17 protein-coding genes and 1 pseudogene are annotated in these 17,868 nt (G+C 72.2%); 11 read left to right on the top strand and 7 right to left on the bottom strand.

The genetic code is table 11. The features are described from left to right. Positions 1 to 3 precede the first annotated feature (3 nt). On the bottom strand, positions 4 to 903 hold the full coding sequence (locus tag ACFTQE_RS14415; RefSeq protein WP_376925725.1) for a LysR family transcriptional regulator ArgP: 900 nt from the start codon (positions 901 to 903) through the stop codon (positions 4 to 6). A gap of 71 nt (positions 904 to 974) precedes the next feature. Between ACFTQE_RS14415 and ACFTQE_RS14410 the strand changes: the two genes are divergently transcribed. The 8 genes from ACFTQE_RS14410 (at position 975) to ACFTQE_RS14375 (ending at position 9,472) form a co-directional block, all read left to right on the top strand. Further along, positions 975 to 1,703, top strand: coding sequence for a LysE/ArgO family amino acid transporter (locus tag ACFTQE_RS14410; RefSeq protein WP_376925724.1), 729 nt, complete (start codon positions 975 to 977; stop codon positions 1,701 to 1,703). A gap of 102 nt (positions 1,704 to 1,805) precedes the next feature. After that, positions 1,806 to 2,678, top strand: a complete 873-nt coding sequence (locus tag ACFTQE_RS14405) for a YciI family protein (RefSeq protein WP_376925723.1) — start codon at positions 1,806 to 1,808, stop codon at positions 2,676 to 2,678. Between the two features lie 29 nt (positions 2,679 to 2,707). After that, positions 2,708 to 4,027 (top strand): RNA polymerase sigma factor, encoded by a 1,320-nt coding sequence (locus ACFTQE_RS14400; protein WP_376925722.1) that lies wholly within the window; start codon positions 2,708 to 2,710, stop codon positions 4,025 to 4,027. An 87-nt stretch (positions 4,028 to 4,114) separates the two neighbouring features. Continuing rightward, positions 4,115 to 5,005, top strand: coding sequence for an ABC transporter ATP-binding protein (locus ACFTQE_RS14395; protein ID WP_376925721.1), 891 nt, complete (start codon positions 4,115 to 4,117; stop codon positions 5,003 to 5,005). Then, positions 5,002 to 5,811, top strand: coding sequence for an ABC transporter permease (locus tag ACFTQE_RS14390; RefSeq protein ID WP_376925720.1), 810 nt, complete (start codon positions 5,002 to 5,004; stop codon positions 5,809 to 5,811). Before ACFTQE_RS14395 ends, ACFTQE_RS14390 begins: the two co-directional genes overlap by 4 nt. Positions 5,812 to 5,832: 21 nt before the next feature. Then, positions 5,833 to 7,014, top strand: a complete 1,182-nt coding sequence (locus ACFTQE_RS14385) for a sensor histidine kinase (protein ID WP_376925719.1) — start codon at positions 5,833 to 5,835, stop codon at positions 7,012 to 7,014. Further along, on the top strand, positions 7,011 to 7,643 hold the full coding sequence (locus tag ACFTQE_RS14380; RefSeq protein ID WP_375837815.1) for a response regulator: 633 nt from the start codon (positions 7,011 to 7,013) through the stop codon (positions 7,641 to 7,643). Before ACFTQE_RS14385 ends, ACFTQE_RS14380 begins: the two co-directional genes overlap by 4 nt. Before the next feature lie 134 nt (positions 7,644 to 7,777). Continuing rightward, positions 7,778 to 9,472, top strand: coding sequence for a long-chain-fatty-acid--CoA ligase (locus ACFTQE_RS14375; RefSeq protein ID WP_376925718.1), 1,695 nt, complete (start codon positions 7,778 to 7,780; stop codon positions 9,470 to 9,472). 84 nt (positions 9,473 to 9,556) lie between these two features. Here the strand turns inward: ACFTQE_RS14375 and ACFTQE_RS14370 are convergent, their stop codons facing one another. From ACFTQE_RS14370 to ACFTQE_RS14355, 4 genes and pseudogenes are all read right to left on the bottom strand, one after another. Beyond that, positions 9,557 to 10,321, bottom strand: a complete 765-nt coding sequence (locus ACFTQE_RS14370; protein ID WP_375837812.1) for an ABC transporter permease — start codon at positions 10,319 to 10,321, stop codon at positions 9,557 to 9,559. Beyond that, on the bottom strand, positions 10,318 to 11,139 hold the full coding sequence (locus ACFTQE_RS14365; RefSeq protein ID WP_376925717.1) for an ABC transporter ATP-binding protein: 822 nt from the start codon (positions 11,137 to 11,139) through the stop codon (positions 10,318 to 10,320). The genes ACFTQE_RS14370 and ACFTQE_RS14365 overlap by 4 nt, the downstream gene beginning before the upstream one ends. After that, a complete protein-coding gene (locus ACFTQE_RS14360; protein WP_376925716.1) occupies positions 11,136 to 11,513 on the bottom strand; it encodes a DUF1048 domain-containing protein in 378 nt (125 codons plus the stop codon). Before ACFTQE_RS14360 ends, ACFTQE_RS14365 begins: the two co-directional genes overlap by 4 nt. 134 nt (positions 11,514 to 11,647) lie before the next feature. Continuing rightward, positions 11,648 to 11,962 (bottom strand): annotated as a pseudogene (locus ACFTQE_RS14355) (PadR family transcriptional regulator); the annotation flags it as partial. A gap of 160 nt (positions 11,963 to 12,122) precedes the next feature. On the opposite strand from ACFTQE_RS14355, the gene ACFTQE_RS14350 reads away from it, so the two are divergent. After that, positions 12,123 to 13,739, top strand: a complete 1,617-nt coding sequence (locus ACFTQE_RS14350) for a bifunctional phosphatase PAP2/diacylglycerol kinase family protein (RefSeq protein WP_376925715.1) — start codon at positions 12,123 to 12,125, stop codon at positions 13,737 to 13,739. Here ACFTQE_RS14350 and ACFTQE_RS14345 read toward each other — a convergent pair. Further along, positions 13,705 to 14,373, bottom strand: a complete 669-nt coding sequence (locus ACFTQE_RS14345; RefSeq protein WP_376925714.1) for a LuxR C-terminal-related transcriptional regulator — start codon at positions 14,371 to 14,373, stop codon at positions 13,705 to 13,707. The two genes, ACFTQE_RS14350 and ACFTQE_RS14345, sit on opposite strands and share 35 nt — an antisense overlap. Further along, entirely contained in the window at positions 14,366 to 15,619 is a 1,254-nt protein-coding gene (locus ACFTQE_RS14340; RefSeq protein ID WP_376925713.1) for a PspC domain-containing protein, read from the bottom strand. Before ACFTQE_RS14340 ends, ACFTQE_RS14345 begins: the two co-directional genes overlap by 8 nt. A gap of 115 nt (positions 15,620 to 15,734) precedes the next feature. On the opposite strand from ACFTQE_RS14340, the gene ACFTQE_RS14335 reads away from it, so the two are divergent. Together ACFTQE_RS14335 and ACFTQE_RS14330 are read left to right on the top strand one after the other, a co-directional pair. After that, positions 15,735 to 17,432 carry a PspC domain-containing protein gene (locus tag ACFTQE_RS14335; protein WP_376925712.1) on the top strand — a complete coding sequence of 566 codons (1,698 nt, stop codon included), beginning with the start codon at positions 15,735 to 15,737 and terminating at the stop codon, positions 17,430 to 17,432. A 2-nt stretch (positions 17,433 to 17,434) separates the two neighbouring features. Further along, positions 17,435 to 17,803 carry a hypothetical protein gene (locus ACFTQE_RS14330; protein ID WP_376925711.1) on the top strand — a complete coding sequence of 123 codons (369 nt, stop codon included), beginning with the start codon at positions 17,435 to 17,437 and terminating at the stop codon, positions 17,801 to 17,803. The last annotated feature ends 65 nt before the right edge of the window (positions 17,804 to 17,868 follow it).

Genomic DNA, 17,868 nt, shown 5'->3' with positions numbered 1-17,868 from the left:
GGGTCAGGGCCGCGCGAGCGCGGTGCGCGCCTCGACGGCGAGCTCGTCGGCGACCGCGGTGAGCAGGTTCGAGCGCAGGTTCCACTGCTGCCAGAAGAGCGGCACGTCGATCGGATCCCCGTCGAGCCGCACGAGCGCGCCGCGCTCGAGTTCGTCGGCCGACTGGAACGCCGGCAGCATGCCCCAGCCGAGCCCGAGCTTGACGGCCGTCGCGAAGTCGCTCGACGCCGGCACGAAATGTCGGGGCGGACCGTCGGGGTCGATGCCCTGCGCCGACAGGTGCTCGCGCTGCAGGTCGTCGCGCCGGTCGAAGTCGACGAGCGGCGCCGCCGCGAGCGAAGCCACCCGCCCGACCCCCGGCGCGAGCCCCCAGCGCTCCGCGAAGACGGGCGTCGCCACGGCCTCGTAACGCATGACGCCGAGCGGGCGCACGAGGCATCCGGCCACCGGCGCGGACTGCGAGGTCACCGCACCCAGCACCGTGCCCGACTCGAGCAGCCCCGCCGTGAAGTCCTGGTCGTCGCGGTGCAGGTCGAAGACGACCGGGTGCCGCTCCCCCACGCGGGCGAGCGCCGGCAGGAACCAGGTCGCGAGCGAGTCGGCATTGACCGCGAGGGCGAGCGAGATCGGCCGAGCGGATGCCTCGTCGAGCCCGAACTCCGCGAGCGCGTCGTGCTCGAGCAGGGCGACCTGGCGCGCGAGTCGCACGATCGGCGCACCGGCATCGGTGGCCCGCACCGGCTTCGAACGCACGACCAGCACCCGCCCGAGCTGCTGTTCGAGCGCCTTGACGCGCTGGGAGACCGCCGACGGCGTGATGCGCAACCGCCGCGCCGCCGCGTCGAACGTGCCCTCGTCGATGACGACGGCGAGCGTGCGCGCGAGGTCGAGCGGGATTTCCATCTGAAGCCATGCTAATGCCGATGAAGAATCTTGAGCTGGAGTAAGGCTCCCGCGACGCCTACGGTCGACTCGTGCCCCTCTCATCAGTGCTCGCCGGCTTCGGCCTCGGCCTCTCGCTCATCGTCGCGATCGGCGCGCAGAACGTGTTCGTGCTGCGACAGGGCATCCGGCGCGAGCACGTCTTCGCGGTGGCCGCGATCTGCGCGCTGAGCGACCTCGCGCTCATCGTCGTGGGCGTCTCGGGCATCGGGGCCGTGCTTACGGCCGTGCCGTGGCTCGTCGACGTCATCCGCTGGGCGGGTGCGGCGTTCCTCGTCGCATACGGGCTGCTCGCCGCGCGCCGCGCGATCCGGCCGAGCGGCGAGACGCTCGAGGCCGCGTCGGCCGAGCGCGAGGTCGAGACGGCCGAGGCGGATGCCGCGGGGCTCGTGGACGGTCGGGCCGGGACACCCGCTGCGCCCGCGAACCCCGCGGCATCCGTCTCGACGACGACGCTGACCCGGCGGAGCACCGGCCTCGCCGCGGCCGTGCTGACGTGCCTCGCGCTCACCTGGCTGAACCCGCACGTCTACCTCGACACGGTGTTCCTGCTCGGCTCGGTCGCGAACACCCACGGCGACGGCCGCTGGGCCTTCGCCGTCGGAGCCGGCGTCGCGAGCATCGTCTGGTTCTTCGGCCTCGCCTACGGCGCACGCCTCCTGGGCGGCGTGCTCTCGAGCCCCCGAGCGTGGCGCGTGCTCGATGCGATCATCGCCGTCGTCATGGTCGGGCTCGGCGTCATGCTCGTGCTGCCGCACTGAGCGCGCCGGGCAACCGATCCCACGGATCACCGCACCGGTGTCGAGAACGGCTATCGCCGTTCGTCGTACTTGCGTAGCGTGACCGAGAGAGAGGATTCCACCATGGAATACGCACTGTTCTACGCCGAGGGCGACGATCCCGTCGCCTACGTTCCGGCCGCCGACGACATCGGCGATTGGGTCGACGACCTCCAGGCCCGAGGCGCATCGGAGTACGGCGAACGGCTGCGACCCGAGCAGGACGCCACGACCGTGCGGATGCGCGGCGGGCAGTTGCTCGTCACCGACGGGCCGTTCACCGAATCGAAGGAGTCGATCGGCGGCTTCGACATCATCGACGTCGCCGACCTCGACGAGGCGATCGAGATCGCGTCGAGGCATCCCGCCGCCGCCTTCGGCAGGGTGGAGGTGCGCCCGTTCGTGCAGTGGCCGGGCGCCGACCCCGCGGAGCGCGTCGTTCCCGCGGGCTTCGCCGAGCTCGGCTCGAGCGGGCGGCGATACCTGATGCTCGTGATCGCCGAGCAGCGGGCCGAACGAGCGGTCATCGGAGACATCGGAGACGGCGAAGCGGCTCCGACCGACGACGGAGTGAGCGACGATCCCGATGCGTGGGTCGACGAGATGGACGCGCGCGGCGCACGGCTCTTCGGCGAAGTGCTGCACGGCCCCGCGGATGCGACCTTCGTGCGGCGGCGCGAGGGCGAGGTGCTCGTCAGCGACGGCCCGTTCGCCGAGGCGAAGGAATGGATCGCGGGCTTCGACCTGCTCGAGGTGCGCGACCTCGCCGAAGCGGTCGAGGTGGCGTCGAAGCACCCGATGGCCAGGGGCGGCACGCTCGAACTGCGCCCGCTCTGGCCGTTCGACGTGCACGACGACCACGTCGCGCGCGACGAGCGGGAAGCTGCGGAGCGCGGCATCCGCGTCGAGCCGTCGGCCGCCGAAGCGCTCGACACGGTCGTGGGGGCGGGCCGCTGAATCGCGAACGGACGACGGCCGGAGGGCCGGTGCCGGCGGACGGAACCGACGGGCTCGTCCCCGAGGTCGCGTCGGCCCTCCGATCCGCGTTCGAGTCGGACTGGGCGAGGGTCGTCGCGACGCTCATCCGCACGACCGGCGACTGGGATGTCGCGGAGGAGGCGGCATCGGGGGCGTTCGAGCGCGCGGCGAACACCTGGCCGCGCGACGGCGTGCCGTCGAACCCGGGCGCGTGGCTCACCACCGCCGCCCGCAACCTCGCACTCGACCGGCTCCGGCGACGAGCCGTCGAGTCCGGGAAGGTGAAGGAGTGGATGTCGATGGAGGCATTCGATGGGCGCTCCGGCGGGCCGCCGGACCCGGCCGACGTCGCGGTCGCCCGCGACGAGCCCGAGTGGGACGATCGCCTGCGCCTCATCTTCACGTGCGCCCACCCGGCGCTGCCGATCGAGGCGCGGGTCGCGCTCACCCTCCGCACGGTGGGCGGTCTCGAGACGAACGAGATCGCACGTGCGTTCTTCGTGCCCGAGTCGACGATGGCGCAGCGCATCGTGCGCGCGAAGCGGAAGATCCGGCACGCGGGCATCCCGTACCGCGTGCCGCAGCCCGAGGCGCTGCCCGCCCGACTCGACGGGGTGCTCGCGGTGCTCTACCTCGTCGCCAACGAGGGCTACGTCGCCTCATCGGGCGACCGCCTGCAGCGCGTCGACCTGTCTGACGAGGCGATCCGGCTCATGCGGCTCGTCGTCGAGCTGCTGCCCGATGCCGCGGAGCCGCGCGCACTGCTCGCACTCATGGTGATGCAGCACGCACGGGCGACGACCCGGGTCGATGGCGACGGCGAGCTCGTGCCCCTCGATGAGCAGCGCCGCGAGCTGTGGGACCGCGCGCTCATCGCCGAAGGACTCGCGCTGCTCGACTCGACCCCGAGGGGCGAACGGGCCCCGCGGGGCCCGTACCGGCTCCAGGCGGAGATCCAGGCCGTGCACGTTCGCGCGCGCACGCCCGAGGAGACCGACTGGGCGGCGATCGTGCGGCGCTACGACGAGCTCGCGCTGCTCACGAAGGGCGCATCGCCGTTCGTCGAACTCGCCCGCGCGATCGCGATCGGCATGGCCGACGGCTCCGACGCCGGTCTCGCCGCGCTCTCGGGGCTCGAGTCGTCAGGGCGCCTCGCCGGGTACCACCTGCTGCCGGCGGCGCAGGCGGACTTCCTGCGCCGCTCGGGGCGGGTGGAGGCTGCAGCCGCTCGCTACCGCGAGGCGATCCCCCTCGCGCCGACGGCGCCCGAGCGTCGCTACCTCGAACGCCGCCTCGCCGAGTCGGTCGGCTCCGAGACACCTCGCTGATCGCGGCGCCATCCACCGACCGGTGGATGCCGGAATCGAACCGTCGGGGGCTGTCGGTCCGCGCGCGGCCGCGAGAGGCTACGGGGTATGAACACCACACGCACGGATGCCGCGGTGCAGATCCGCGGGCTCCGCAAGGTCTACGGCGGGGTGACCGCGGTCGACGGTCTCGACCTCGACATCGCCCACGGCGAGACGTTCGCCCTGCTCGGGCCGAACGGCGCAGGCAAGTCGACCACGGTCGAGATCCTCGAGGGCTACCGGCTCCGCACCTCGGGCGAGGTGAGCGTGCTCGGCGTCGATCCGGCACGCGGCGGCCTCGACTGGAAGTCGCGCATCGGCATCGTGCTGCAGTCGAGCGGCGAGACCGGGCTGCTGACCGTCACCGAGGTGCTGCGGCACTTCGCCTCGCTCTACCCGAACCCGCGCGACGTCGATGAGGTCATCGCCGCCGCCGGGCTCGAGGCGAAGGCGAAGACGCGCATCGCGAAGCTCTCCGGCGGCCAGCAGCGCCGCGTCGACGTCGCGCTCGGCATCGTGGGCCGGCCCGAGCTGCTGTTCCTCGACGAGCCGACCACGGGCTTCGACCCCGAGGCGCGGCGGCAGTTCTGGGGGCTCATCCGCTCGCTGAAGGCGGAGGGCACGACGATCCTGCTCACCACCCACTACCTCGACGAGGCCGCCCAGCTCGCCGATCGCGCCGGCGTCATCGCCGGCGGCCGGCTCCTCGACGTCGGCGCCATCGACGAGATCGGCGGCGCCGACGCCCGCCGGCCCATCGTGCGCTGGCGCGACGCGGCCGGTACCACTCGCGAGGTGCGCACCGACGAGCCGGGGCTGCACGTGGCATCCGTCGTCGCCGAACTCGGCCGCGAACCGGACGGCCTCGAAGTGATCCGGCCGACCCTCGAAGACATCTACCTGGGGCTCGTGCAGAGCGCCGTGCCCGACACGACCGCCGAGGAGGCCCTCGCATGAGCACCAGCCTGATGACCCAGGGCGCCTCGCGCGTCGGCGTCGAGACGAAGATGTACTTCCGCGCCGCCGACACCCTCTTCTTCACCTTCCTCTTCCCGTTCGTGATGCTCGCGATCTTCTCGGCCGCGTTCAGCGCGTCGGGCGAGGTCGGCCCTCCGGGGGCCGAGATCTCGATCGCGGCCCTCTACCTGCCGGCGATGATCTCCGCCGGGATCTTCCTGTCGGGCGTGCAGAACCTCGCCGTCGACATCGCCCTGGAGAAGTCGAACGGCACGCTGAAGCGGCTGGGCGGCACGCCTCTCTCGCCGATCGGCTACTTCGCCGGCAAGATCGGCCAGGTCTTCGTCACCGGCACGCTGCAGGCGGGGCTGCTGATCCTCGCCGGATGGCTCGTGCTCGGCATCGACCTGCCCACCGAGCCCGAGAAGTGGTTCACCTTCGCCTGGGTGTTCGTGCTCGGCCTCACGACCTGCGCACTGCTCGGCATCGCCCTCTCGGCGCTGCCTCGCTCGGGCAAGAGCGCCGCCGCGGTCGTGATCCCGATCGGGCTGATCCTCCAGTTCATCTCGGGCGTCTACCTGCAGTGGAACATGCTGCCCGAGTGGCTGCAGAACTTCGCGAGCCTGTTCCCCCTCAAGTGGATCGCCCAGGGCATGCGCTCGGTGTTCCTGCCCGAGGGTTGGGAGGCGCTCGAGCAGAACGGTTCGTGGAACCTCCCCGGCGTCGCGATCGCGCTCGGCATCTGGCTCATCGTCGGGTTCGTACTCTCCCGCCTCACCTTCCGCTGGATCCGGCGCGACGCCTGAGGCGCGTGCCAGACTCGCAACATGCTGAGCAGACGATGGTGGGATGTCGCGGCGATCGCCGTGGCATCCATCCTCGTGCTCTTCACCCTGTTCGACCCGCCGCCGTATGGACCGAACGACTGGGGCGTCTGGGCGACGACGGGCGCGTTCCTCGTCTTCTACTTCGCCTACGCCAGGGCCCACCTCGGCGTCGATCGCCTCGGCCCGCACCTCGTGATCTCGATCGCGTTCGCGGTGCTCGTCGGCGTCGGCGCCTCGTTCGAACCGTCGTTCGCGATCGTGCAGGTGTTCGTCTACCCGTTCATCTGGACGACCGCGCCCTCGATCCGCAGCGCCGTCGCGTCGAACGTGCTCATCGGCGTCGCGCTCGCAGCGGGCTACATCGTGCACTTCGGCCCGAGCGGCATCATCGCTGGAGTCATCAGCGCAGTGGTCTCGGTCGGCTTCAGCATCGCGCTCGGACTCTGGATCACGAACATCGCCCTTTACGGGCAGGAGCGCGGCCGGCTGCTCGAGGAGCTGCAGGCCGCACAGGGCCAGCTCGCCGCGATGCACCGCGATGCCGGGGTGGTCGAGGAGCGCGCACGCCTCGCCCGCGAGATCCACGACACGATCGCGCAAAGCCTCACCGGGCTCGTCATGGTCGCGCAGCGCACCGGCACCCGGCTCGAAGCGGTCGACGGCGCGGCCGCGGCATCCGCTCGCTCCGACGTCGAGCTCATGGAGCAGATGGCGCGTGAGGCGCTCACCGAGGCGCGCGGCCTCGTCGCCTCGCTCGCGTCCGTCGAGCCGGGTGCCGGACTCGGCGACGCGCTCGCGAGGCTCGGTGCGAGCTTCGAGCGCGAGACCGGTGTCGTCGTGACGGTGTCGGCGAACGCGACCGGCCTCAGCCGCGAGCACGAGGTCGTGCTGCTGCGCTCGGCGCAGGAGGGGCTCGCGAACGTGCGCAAGCACGCGAGCGCCCGGCATGCGGCGGTGACGGTGGAATCCGTCGACGGCGAGGTCGTGCTCACGGTCTCCGACGACGGCGTCGGACCGGGAGCTGCGATGCCCGGCGCCTCGGGCTTCGGGCTCACCGGCATCCGCGACCGCACCGCGCTCGTCGGCGGCTCGTTCGCGATCGAACCGGGGGCCGAGGGCGGCACGGTGCTGCGCGTCGGCATCCCCCGAGCGGATGCCGCAGACTCTGAGGAGACTGAATGAGCATCCGCATCGTCGTGGCCGACGACCATCCCATCGTGCGCGCCGGCATCGTCGGCCTGCTCGACGCCGAGCCCGGCCTCGAGGTCGTCGGCGAGGCCGCCGACGGCGCGGACGCGGTGGCCGTCGCGGCATCCGAACGCCCCGACCTGGTGCTCATGGACCTGCGGATGCCGCAGCTCGACGGCGCCGCGGCGACCGCGCGCATCCTCGCCGAGGTGCCCGGCACGCGCGTGCTCGTGCTCACGACGTACGAGACCGACGACCACATCCTCGCGGCAATCGAAGCGGGAGCGAGCGGCTACCTGCTGAAGGCCGCCCCGCAGGCCGAGATCGTCGCCGGCATCCGCGCCGTCGCCGCCGGCGAGACGGTGCTCGCCCCGTCGATCGCGGCGAAGCTCGTCTCGAGGGTACGCGCCGACGCGGCCTCCGTCACCGCCCCCTCGCTCTCGCCGCGCGAGCTCGAGGTGCTGCGGCTCGTGGCCGACGGCAGCTCGAACCCCGAGATCGCACGGGCGCTCTTCATCGGCGAGGCGACGGTGAAGACGCACCTGCTGCACGCCTTCGAGAAACTCGAGGTGAGCGATCGCACGCGAGCCGTCACCCGGGCGATGGAGCTCGGGCTGATCTAGATCCGTTCCGGCCGCATCGGGATTCAGGGCGGGCACAGCGCATGCGCCCTACGCTGGAGGTGGCATCCGCGCGCGCCGCGGCATCGACGGGGCACACCCGTGGACCTGCGTGCGGGTGGCCGTGAGAGGCACGCATGAACCCGTACGAACACCGCCCGTGGCTCGCCCACTACGCCGACGGGGTGCCGCCGACGATCGAGGAGCCGAGCCAGACCCTCGTCGACATGATCGACGACGCGGTGAGCCGGTTCCGGCGACGACCGGCGCTCGAGTTCTTCGGCGCCGAGACGAGCTACAAGGAGCTCGGCGAGCAGATCGCCTCGGCGGCCGAGGGGCTGCGCCGGCTCGGCGTCGTCGCGGGCGACCGGGTCGCCCTGGTGCTGCCGAACTGCCCGCAGCACGTGGCGGCGTTCTACGCGGTGCTGCGCCTCGGTGCGATCGTCGTCGAGCACAACCCGCTCTACACGCCGCCCGAGCTGCGGCACCAGTTCGAGGACCACGGCGCCCGCGTCGCGATCGTCTGGAACAGCGTCGCCGACACGGTCGCCGAGTTCCCGAGCGACATCCGCCCCGCCCACATCGTCTCGGTCGACCTGACGCGCGCGCTGCCGTTCGGCAAGCGGATGGCGCTGCGCCTGCCGATCCCGAAGGCCAGGCGCTCCCGCGCCGCGCTCACGACGAAGCCGCGTGCCCGCGGACTCGTCGAGTGGGAGCGGCTCATCTCGCGGCGGGCGCTCGCCCAGCGGCATCCGCGCCCCTCCCTCGACGACACGGCCGTGCTGCAGTACACGAGCGGCACCACCGGCACGCCGAAGGGCGCCGTGCTCAGCCACCGGAACCTGCGCGCCAACGCGATGCAGGGCCGCGCCTGGGTGCCCGGCCTCGCCGAGGGCGAGGAGGTCTTCTACGCGGTGCTGCCCCTCTTCCACGCCTACGGCATGACGCTCTGCCTGACCTTCGCGATGTCGATCGGCGCGCGGCTCGTGCTGTTCCCCAAGTTCGACTCCGATCTCGTGCTCGCCGCCGCCCGTCACTCGCCGCCGACGTTCCTGCCCGCGGTGCCGCCGATCTACGACCAGCTCGTGCGCGCCGCCGCCCGCCACCCGCGCGCCCTCGAGCGCATCCGCTTCGCCATCTCGGGCGCGATGAGCCTGCCCATCGCGACCGTCGATCGTTGGGAGAGCGCGACCGGCGGGCTGCTCGTCGAGGGGTACGGCATGACCGAGTCCTCGCCGATCTCGGTCGGCAACCCGATGGGTCCGACCCGGCGTCCCGGCACGGTCGGCGTGCCGTTCCCGAGCACCGAGATCCGCGTCGTCGATCCCGACGACCCCGACGTCGATCGCCCCGCGGGCGAAGCCGGCGAGCTGCTCGTGCGGGGGCCGCAGGTCTTCCAGGGCTACTGGCGCCGCCCGACCGAGACGGCCGAGACGCTGCTCCCCGGCGGCTGGCTCCGCACCGGCGACATCGTGCACGTCTCCGACGACGGGTTCGTCACGATCGTCGACCGGGTGAAGGAGCTCATCATCACGGGCGGCTTCAACGTCTCGCCGTCGGAGGTCGAGGCGGCGCTGCTCGCCCATCCCGACGTGCGCGGCGCCGCGGTCGTGGGCCTCCCGCGATCTTCGGGGGGCGAAGCGGTCGCCGCGGGCGTGGAGCTGCGCGACGGCGCCGTCTTCGACGAGGCGGCCCTGCGCGACTTCTGCCGCACGAGCCTCACCCCGTACAAGGTGCCGCGCCGCATCGAGCTCTTCGACGAGCTGCCGCGTTCGCTCATCGGCAAGGTGCTGCGACGCGCCGTGCGCGACGAGCTGCTCGAGCGCGGCTGAGCCCGCTCGGAGGGCGGACACGACGAAGCTCCCCTCCGCCGCGTCGAGGACGGGCGAAGGGGAGCTGCTGTCGAGCCGCCGGGCTCAGGAGATCTTGCGGCGGTAGATCGCCATCGCCCACACGTAGGCGACCACGAGGATGCCGACGAGCCAGGCGAGTGCGACCCAGATCTCGCTGCCGACGGGCTCACCGGCGAACAGGGCCCGAGTGGAGTTCACGATCGAGGTCACGGGCTGGTTCTCGGCGAACCAGGCGACCGGGGCGGGCATCGAGTCGGTGGGCACGAACGCCGAGCTGATGAACGGCAGGAAGATCAGCGGGTAGCTGAACGCGCTCGCCCCGTCGACCGTCTTCGCCGAGAGCCCGGCGACCACGGCGAGCCAGGTCAGTGCGAGGGTGAACATGGCCAGGATGCCGGCGACGGCGAGCCAGGCACCCACGGATGCCCCGGTGCGGAAGCCCATGATCAGGGCGACGCCGATGACGATCGCGACCGACACGAGGTTCGCCACCACCGAGGTGAGCACATGGGCCCACAGCACGCTCGACCGGGCGATCGGCATCGACTGGAAGCGCTCGAAGATGCCGCCCTGCAGATCGAGGAACAGCCGGTACGCGGTGTACGCGATGCCCGACGCGATCGTGATGAGCAGGATTCCGGGGAGCATGTAGTTGATGTACGACTCGTCGGACCCGGTGTTGATCGCCCCGCCGAGCACGTAGACGAAGAGCAGCATCAGCGCGATCGGGGTGACCGCGGTGGTGATGATCGTGTCGGGGCTGCGGAGGATGTGGGTCAGCGATCGGCCGGTGAGGACCCGGGTGTCGCTGAGGACGTGGGTGGTCATCGTGATTCCTTTCCTGCCTTGGCCGCGCTGTCGGCGCGGTCGGCATCGTCCGATTCGGTCTCGCCGGTGTCTCCGACGAGGGTGAGGAAGACCTCTTCGAGCGTGGGCTGCTTCTCGACGTACTCGACCGTGGCGGCCGGGAGGAGCTGCTTGAGTTCGGAGAGGGTGCCGTTCTGGATGATCGTGCCCTTGTGCAGGATCGCGATCCGGTCGGCGAGCTGCTCGGCCTCGTCGAGGTACTGCGTCGTGAGCAGCACGGTCGTGCCTGCGTCGGCGAGCTTCTTGACGGTCTGCCACACCTCGATGCGCGCCTGCGGGTCGAGCCCCGTGGTCGGCTCGTCGAGGAAGATGATCGGCGGGTTGCCGATCAGGCTCATCGCGATGTCGAGCCGGCGGCGCATGCCGCCCGAGTAGGTCGCCGCCTTGCGGCCCCCTGCCTCGGTGAGCGAGAAGCGGGCGAGCAGCTCGTCGGCGATCGCACCCGGCTCCTTCAGGTGCCGGAGCTTCGCGATGAGCATGAGGTTCTCACGGCCCGTGAGCACCTCGTCGACGGCGGCGAACTGGCCGGTCAGACTGATCGCCCCCCGCACCTCTGCGGCGTTCGCGGCGACGTCGAGGCCGTTGACGGTCGCGGTGCCGGCGTCGGCCTTCGCGAGCGTCGCGAGGATGCGGACGAGGGTGGTCTTGCCCGCGCCGTTCGAGCCGAGCAGGGCGAAGATGCTGCCCGCCGCGACCTCGAAGTCGACGCCTCGGAGCACGTGCAGGTCTTTGAACGACTTCTGGATGCCCTGCACCCGGATCGCTGTTGCGGTGGTCATCGCTCTTCTTCCTTCCGTTCGAGGTTCTGGATGGTTTCGGTGAGGCGGTTGCGCTCCTTGTCGATCCAGCGCTTGCCGGCGTACGCCGCGGCGAACGCCTCGGCGAACTCGACCGGGTCGTCGCCGACGATGTCCTCGACCGGCGTCCCGTCGACGGCGGCCCGCTCCCACAGGTCGGCGAAGTCGTTCAGCATCGTGATCATCACGGCGGGGTCGCCGTCGGTGATGCCGCCGTTGTACATGAAGTACCGCTCGAAGGCCTTCGCGGCGGCGCCGTAGGGCTCGGGCAGGGCCGCGATGCGGGCCTTGTACTGGCGGTACGCCTTCTTGTCGTCGAGCGATCCGGTGATCAGCTCGTACCACTTGGCAGCCATGGCTACACTCCTTCTTCGTTCGTCTGTTCGATGCGGCGTGCTGTCGGCTGTTCGATGCCGTGCACCGCCCGCTGTTCGATGCGGCGTGCTGTCGGCTGTTCGCTGCCGTGCACCGCCCGCTGTTCGATGCGGCTGTGGAGCTGTTCGATCCGTTCGGCGAGGAAGCTCCAGGTCCTCCAGAACTCGGCGAGATACTCGCCGCCCTGCGCGTTGATCGTGTAGACCTTGCGGGGCGGGCCCTTCTCCGACGGAACCTTCTCGACGTCGACGAGGCCGCGCTGCTCGATCCTGACCAGCAGGGCGTAGACGGTGCCCTCGGCGATGTCGGAGAAGCCCTCGTCGCGAAGTCGGGCCGTGATCTCGTACCCGTATGCCGGACTCACGGCGAGGATCGCGAGGACGATGCCTTCGAGCGTGCCCTTCAGCATCTCGGTCGTCTGCTTGCCCATGGAACCCCTCCTCTCACTACTCGGTGTGACTGATTACCGGTACATAGTAAGCACAAGTACCGGTAGTTAGCAACACTGAATAGCAAGTTTCTTCCGACAGGTCCCGTCGGGCCCGGCGCAACCCGTCGACGGCGCGAAGCACCACGCCTACGATGGCGGCGTGGCCTTCCGCAGCGTGCGCGTCGCCGTCCAACGGACGAGGATCCTGCCCGCATGGGTGCGGCGCGCGGATGCCGCAGCCGCCCGCGCGGTGAACGCCCGCCGCACCCATCCGATGGCCGACCGGTTCTGGTCGCGCGTCTCCGGGTTCGCCGACCGCGGCGTGCTCTGGTGGACCATCGCGGGCGTGCTCGTCGTCATCGGCCGCCGACGCACGGCCGCGCGCGGACTCGGCTCGCTGCTCGTCGCGAGCGCGCTCACGAACGTGATCGCGAAGCAGGTCTTCGGGGGCGACCGGCCGTTGCTCGCCGATGTGCCGATCGGCCGGCACCTGCCGAAGCCGCCCATCACTCCGTCATTCCCGTCGGGGCACTCGGCGAGTGCTGCGGCATTCGTCACCGGCGTCGCGATCGAGCAGCCCCGCCTCGGCGCGGCACTGGCCCCGGTCGCACTCGGCGTCGCGTACTCGCGGCTGCACACCGGTGCGCACTGGCTCTCGGACGTCGTCGGCGGGCTCGCGCTCGGCGCCGGGGTCGCCGGCCTCAGCACCATCGTGGCGCGACCGGGCCCGCGCGAAGACGACGCCCCGACGTCGAGCGGTGTCGACCGCAGGCTGCCGGCATCCTCCGACGGCACGGGCGTCTTCATCGTGGTCAACCGGGCGTCGGGCACGAGCGTGGTGAGAACCGACCCCGAGCACGTGCTCCGGCGGCGCCTGCCGTCCGCCGAGCTGCACGAGCTCGACGGCGAGGATCCCGCCGTCGCCGTGCGTGCGGCACTCGCCCGCGACGAACCGCCGCGCATCGTGGGGGTGTGCGGCGGCGACGGCTCGGTCGCCGCCGTAGCGCACGAGGCGCTGACCGCCGGCGTGCCGCTCCTCGTCGTGCCGGGCGGCACGTTCAACCACTTCGCGCGCGCGGTCGGCGCGACATCCGTCGACCTCGCGATCGACGCCCTGCAGCGCGGCGAGGGCGTGCGATCGGATGTCGCGGAGCTGCGCTTCGCCGACGGCCCGCCGATCACGGTGCTGAACACCGCGTCGGTCGGCCTCTACCCCGACTTCGTCGCCGAGCGGGAGCGGCTCGAGGAGCGCTGGGGCAAGTGGCTCGCCGCCGTCATCGCCGCGGCGCGGGTGCTGCGCCGCTCGGCCCCCGTGACCGTTGTCGTCGGCGGGCGGCGTGCCCGGGTCTGGACCCTGTACGTGGGCGTCGGCCCGAACGACCCGGGCATCGCAGCGCCGATGCAGCGGCGGCGCCTCGACGGCGGCGTGCTCGACGTCCGGATCCTGCACGCGGGTTCGCGGGTGCGCGCCGCCGGATCGCTCGCCTTCGGTCGTCGCACGAGCGCGTTGCTCCGACGCATCCGCCTGCTGCCTGAGCGCCTGGAGTCGTTCACGAGCGAGTCGATCGAGGTGCTCGTACGACCGAGGCACGGGCAGCCGCCCGGATTCGCGCACGACGGCGAGGTCGCACTCGAGGCGCCGGTCGAGGCGACCGCGCGCACCGCATCGCCCGGCTACCGCACGACCGTGCGAATCGTGCCCGCCGCGCTCGACGTGTACCGGCCCGCGAGCGGCGACGTGGCTACAGCAGGCGTCGCGCGTTCGCCCAGGCCGTGAGTTCGTGCCGGCTCGAGAGCTGGAGCTTGCGCAGCACCGCCGAGACGTGCGTCTCGACCGTCTTCGTCGAGATGAAGAGCTCGGCCGCCACCTCCTTGTACGCGTAGCCGCGGGCGATCAGCCGCATGACCTCCTGCTCGCGCGCCGAGAGCCGGTCGAGCTCGTCGCTCGCCGACGCCGTCTCCCCCACCGGCGCACCGAACGCGTCGAGCACGAACCCGGCGAGCTTCGGCGAGAACACGGCGTCGCCGCCGGCGACGGCGTGCACGGCCCGGCTCACGTCGGCGCCGGAGGAGCCCTTCGTGATGTACCCGCGGGCTCCGGCCCTGATGACTCCGACGACGTCTTCGGCCTTGTCCGAGACCGAGAGCGCGAGGAACCGGGTCGCCGGCACGGATGCCGCGGCGCGCCGGATCACCTCGGCGCCGCCGCTCGCGCCCGCCGGCACCGCGACCCCGGGCAGGTGCACGTCGAGGAGCACCACGTCGGGCGCGGCATCCGTGACGACCGCGACCGCGGACTCGACGTCGTGCGCCTCGCCGACGACCTCGATCGTCTCGTCGAGGTCGGCCTTCAGGCCCGACCGGAAGATCGAATGGTCGTCGACGATCACGACGCGCACCCGCTCAGCCACGACCGGCCTCCATCCGTTCGGCGGCCGGGAACCGCAGTCGCACCTCGGTGCCCACCCCGCCGACGCCGGGACGCACCTCGCCCGAGCCGCCCGCGCGGCGCATGCGGCCGATGATCGACTCGCGCACCCCGAGCCGGTCGCCGGGCACGTCGGCGAGCGCGAAGCCCGGGCCGCGGTCGCGCACGAACACCTCGACGGTCTCGGGCGTCGACTCGACGTACACCGACACCTCGCCGCCCGCGTGCCGCGCGGCGTTCAGCATCGCCTCGCGAGCCGCCGCCGCCATCTCGCCGCTCGCGCGCTCCCTCGACTCCCCCACGACCACGACGTCGACCGTCACCGCGTAGTCGATCTCGAGTGCGGCCGCGAAGTCGCGGAGGTCGGTGCCGAGGTCGCTGTCGGCCGGGGTGTCACCGGCGAAGAGCCAATCGCGCAGCTCGCGCTCCTGGGCCCTGGCGATTCGGGCGACCTCGCTGGTCGCGCCCGCGCGGTTCTGGATGAGGGCGAGCGTCTGCAGCACCGAGTCGTGCAGGTGCGCGGCGATCTCGCTGCGCTGCTCCTCGCGGATGCGCTTCGTGCGCTCGGCCGTGAGGTCGCGCCATGCGGTCACGAGCGTCGGCGCATAGACGAGCCCGATGCCGAGCGCCGCGGCGAGCGCGGCCAGGAAGGTCTGCGCGGGGTACCAGGCTGCCGTCGGCCCGAGCACGAGCGCCGCCGCGGTCACCACGAGCAGCACGGTCGCGACGATGCGGATCGTGAGCTCGTGCCGCGGCCCCCGCTCGGGCTCGGGTCGGTCGATGAAGCTCGCCCAGGCACCGGATGCCACGGCGAGGCCGACCCCGGCGAGCACTGCGAACAGCCACCGCGAGAGTCCGTCGCGGCCGCCGTCGACCGTGTCGACGGCGACGAGCGGGCTCGTTGCGGCCGCCGCGAGCAGCGACGCGGCGGCGGCCGACATGAGCAGCCACGCGACCGGGGCGCGCCGGGTCGGGCGCTCATCGCCCAGCGCCCACGGGGTGAACGCCCAGAGCCAGAGGTAGAGCAGCAGCCCGGCGCCGCTCGCGAGGCTCGTCACGACGAATGCCGTGCGGACGATCCAGACGGGCCAGCCGAGATGGTCGGCGAGCCCCGCCGAGACGCCCGTGGCCACGCACGTGCGAGGGCGGGTCAGGCGCGGGGAGGAGGCAGCGGCATCGGCGGGCGCGGATGCCGCGGCATCCGTCACCTGATCTGCGCCCGACTCCATGCCTGCAATCCAAGCAGACGGGGCGACGATCCTCCCGGCCCGCCGGCCCCGCTCAGGGTCGAATCAGGGATTCACCCCATGGCGGAGCATCCGGCGCCCCTGCCAGCATCGAAGCATGGAGACGAACCCGACCGCCCCCGAGGCGGACCCAGTGCAGGACGACGTGAAGGGGGACTCCGCGGCGTCCGGCCCGAACGCCGACGGGGCGGCGGGAGCGCCTCCATCCTCCGGTGCCCCCGGCGCGGCAGGCACCCACCAGCGAGCGGATGCCGCGGCCGCGCCGGGCACCGGCACCGGCGCCGGCTTCTACGACTGGCTCCGCCGGCTCGGCGTGCCGCGACGGGCCGGCTGGCTCGGCGGCGTCTGCGCCGGCGTCGCCGCCCGGCTCGGCATCGACCCGATCATCGTGCGCGGCATCGTCGTCGTCGTCGCGGTGCTCGGTGCGCCGTTCGTGCTGCTCTACGCGATCGCGTGGGTGCTGCTACCCGACACCGACGGCGAGATCCACTTCGAGCGGCTGGTGCGCGGCATCGTCGACCCGGCGATCGTCGGCATCGCCGTGATGGCCGTCATCGGGTTCATCCCGCTCGTGCAGGGCGGCTGGCTCGGCTGGCGCTGGTGGCCCGACTGGCCGACGTTCAGGGACCCGGTCTTCGGCTTCGACCTCGGCTGGCCCCTGCGCATCCTGTGGGTGCTCCTCCTCGTCGGCGGCGTCATCGCGCTCGTCGTCTGGCTCGCCCAGCGGGCCTCCCAGAGCTCCCCGGGCGGTGTCGGCGCGCGAATGGCTTCCGCGACGACCGCCACCGCTCCGGGGCATCCCTCGACGGTTGCATTCGCAGCTTCGGATGCCTCGGCGGTCGCGACCGCGACCGCGCCCGACTCGACCGCGACCACGACCACGACCGCGCCCGACTCGACCGCGCCGAGCACCGAGCCGCCCGTGCCCGCCGAGGGTGCCGATGCCGCGGCCATCGCCGAGTGGCGTGCCCAGCACGAGGCATGGCGCATCTCCCATTCCGAGTGGAAGTCGGGTCAGGAGCAGGCCGAACGGGCCGCCAGGGCCCAGGCCGCGGCCGAGAACAAGGCGAAGGCCCGCGAGCTCACCGCCCAGGCCGATGCCGCCCGCACCGCGCGCCGGGCGAGCCGCCCCAGGGCGAGCGCCGCATTCGTGTTCACCGTGCTGGGCCTCGCGCTCGTCGCCGGCTCGATCGCCGCGATCTGGGCGCTCGCAACACCGGATGTCGCCGGGTTCGCGATCCCGATCGCGCTCGCGCTGGCGACGCTCCTGCTCTCGATCGGCATGGTCGTCGCGGCGCTCCGGCGCCGGCGCAGCGGGGGCCTCGCCTTCATGACCCTGCTCTCCGCGATCGCGATGACGGTGGCCGCCATCGCGGCATCCATCATGCCGCAGGGCGTGCTCGTGCCGCCTGGCTACAGCGTCGCCCTCGACCACTCGCAGCGGCTCGTGCAGCCCTTCGGCGACGCATACGTCCACGCCACCCCGTGGTGGCGCGACGTGCCGCCCGTCGTCGAGCTGCAGCAGGGCACCGGCAGCACCTGGATCACCGTCGAACCGGACACCGAGATCGTGCTCGACGCGAGCGAGGCGGGGCCGCTCGAGATCGTCGTCTACTCGCCGGACTTCTCCTCCACCTCCGAACCGCAGATCGGCGGTCTCGATCGCGGCGCACTCCTGCTCGGCGGCGAGGCCGGCGTCCGCGAGTACCGGGCGGGCGACGACCCCGTCGACGCGAAGATCGTGCTCGAGCAGGGCTCAGGCACGGTGCACATCGAGATCCGCGAGGGAAGCTGATCATGACCACGAACACGAACGATTCCGACCAGCCGACGACCGGGTCGGATGCCGCGACCACGGCGATCCTGCCCGACTGGGTCACGCCGGCGCCGCACGATGCGGCGGTGACCGCCCCCGAGGCCCCCGCCCCGACGGCTCGCCCGACCGTTCGATGGGGCGCCCTCGTCTGGGCGCTGCTCTTCGGCACGGCGGCCGCGACGACCCTCTGGGTCCTCGTCGATCCCGCCCGCCGTGATCTCGTCGGCGACTGGATGGTCACGCTGAGCCCGCTCACCGCGACCCTCACGGCGGTCATCGTCGTGGGCGTCGTCATCGCCCTCTTCGGGATCGTCGGACTCATCCGCCGAGGCGAGCGCGCCCGGCGCTGACCGTCGGCCGGCGACATCTGCTCGCCGACATGACGCGAATCGACCTCTGCCGGCCTGGCGGAGGC

The sequence above is a fragment of the Agromyces sp. NPDC056965 genome (assembly GCF_042673425.1).
Taxonomy (GTDB): domain Bacteria; phylum Actinomycetota; class Actinomycetes; order Actinomycetales; family Microbacteriaceae; genus Agromyces.
Note: the sequence above shows the minus strand (reverse complement) of the source record. Positions and strands in the feature narration are given on the sequence as shown.

Excerpts from the sequence above, each read along its gene's own strand:
- ACFTQE_RS14415 (WP_376925725.1), bottom strand. The coding sequence starts at position 903 with ATGGAAATCCCGCTCGACCTCGCGCGCACGCTCGCCGTCGTCATCGAC.
- ACFTQE_RS14405 (WP_376925723.1), top strand. The coding sequence starts at position 1,806 with ATGGAATACGCACTGTTCTACGCCGAGGGCGACGATCCCGTCGCCTAC.
- ACFTQE_RS14395 (WP_376925721.1), top strand. The coding sequence starts at position 4,115 with ATGAACACCACACGCACGGATGCCGCGGTGCAGATCCGCGGGCTCCGC.
- ACFTQE_RS14390 (WP_376925720.1), top strand. The coding sequence starts at position 5,002 with ATGAGCACCAGCCTGATGACCCAGGGCGCCTCGCGCGTCGGCGTCGAG.
- ACFTQE_RS14385 (WP_376925719.1), top strand. The coding sequence starts at position 5,833 with ATGCTGAGCAGACGATGGTGGGATGTCGCGGCGATCGCCGTGGCATCC.
- ACFTQE_RS14380 (WP_375837815.1), top strand. The coding sequence starts at position 7,011 with ATGAGCATCCGCATCGTCGTGGCCGACGACCATCCCATCGTGCGCGCC.
- ACFTQE_RS14375 (WP_376925718.1), top strand. The coding sequence starts at position 7,778 with ATGAACCCGTACGAACACCGCCCGTGGCTCGCCCACTACGCCGACGGG.
- ACFTQE_RS14370 (WP_375837812.1), bottom strand. The coding sequence starts at position 10,321 with ATGACCACCCACGTCCTCAGCGACACCCGGGTCCTCACCGGCCGATCG.
- ACFTQE_RS14365 (WP_376925717.1), bottom strand. The coding sequence starts at position 11,139 with ATGACCACCGCAACAGCGATCCGGGTGCAGGGCATCCAGAAGTCGTTC.
- ACFTQE_RS14360 (WP_376925716.1), bottom strand. The coding sequence starts at position 11,513 with ATGGCTGCCAAGTGGTACGAGCTGATCACCGGATCGCTCGACGACAAG.
- ACFTQE_RS14340 (WP_376925713.1), bottom strand. The coding sequence starts at position 15,619 with ATGGAGTCGGGCGCAGATCAGGTGACGGATGCCGCGGCATCCGCGCCC.
- ACFTQE_RS14335 (WP_376925712.1), top strand. The coding sequence starts at position 15,735 with ATGGAGACGAACCCGACCGCCCCCGAGGCGGACCCAGTGCAGGACGAC.
- ACFTQE_RS14330 (WP_376925711.1), top strand. The coding sequence starts at position 17,435 with ATGACCACGAACACGAACGATTCCGACCAGCCGACGACCGGGTCGGAT.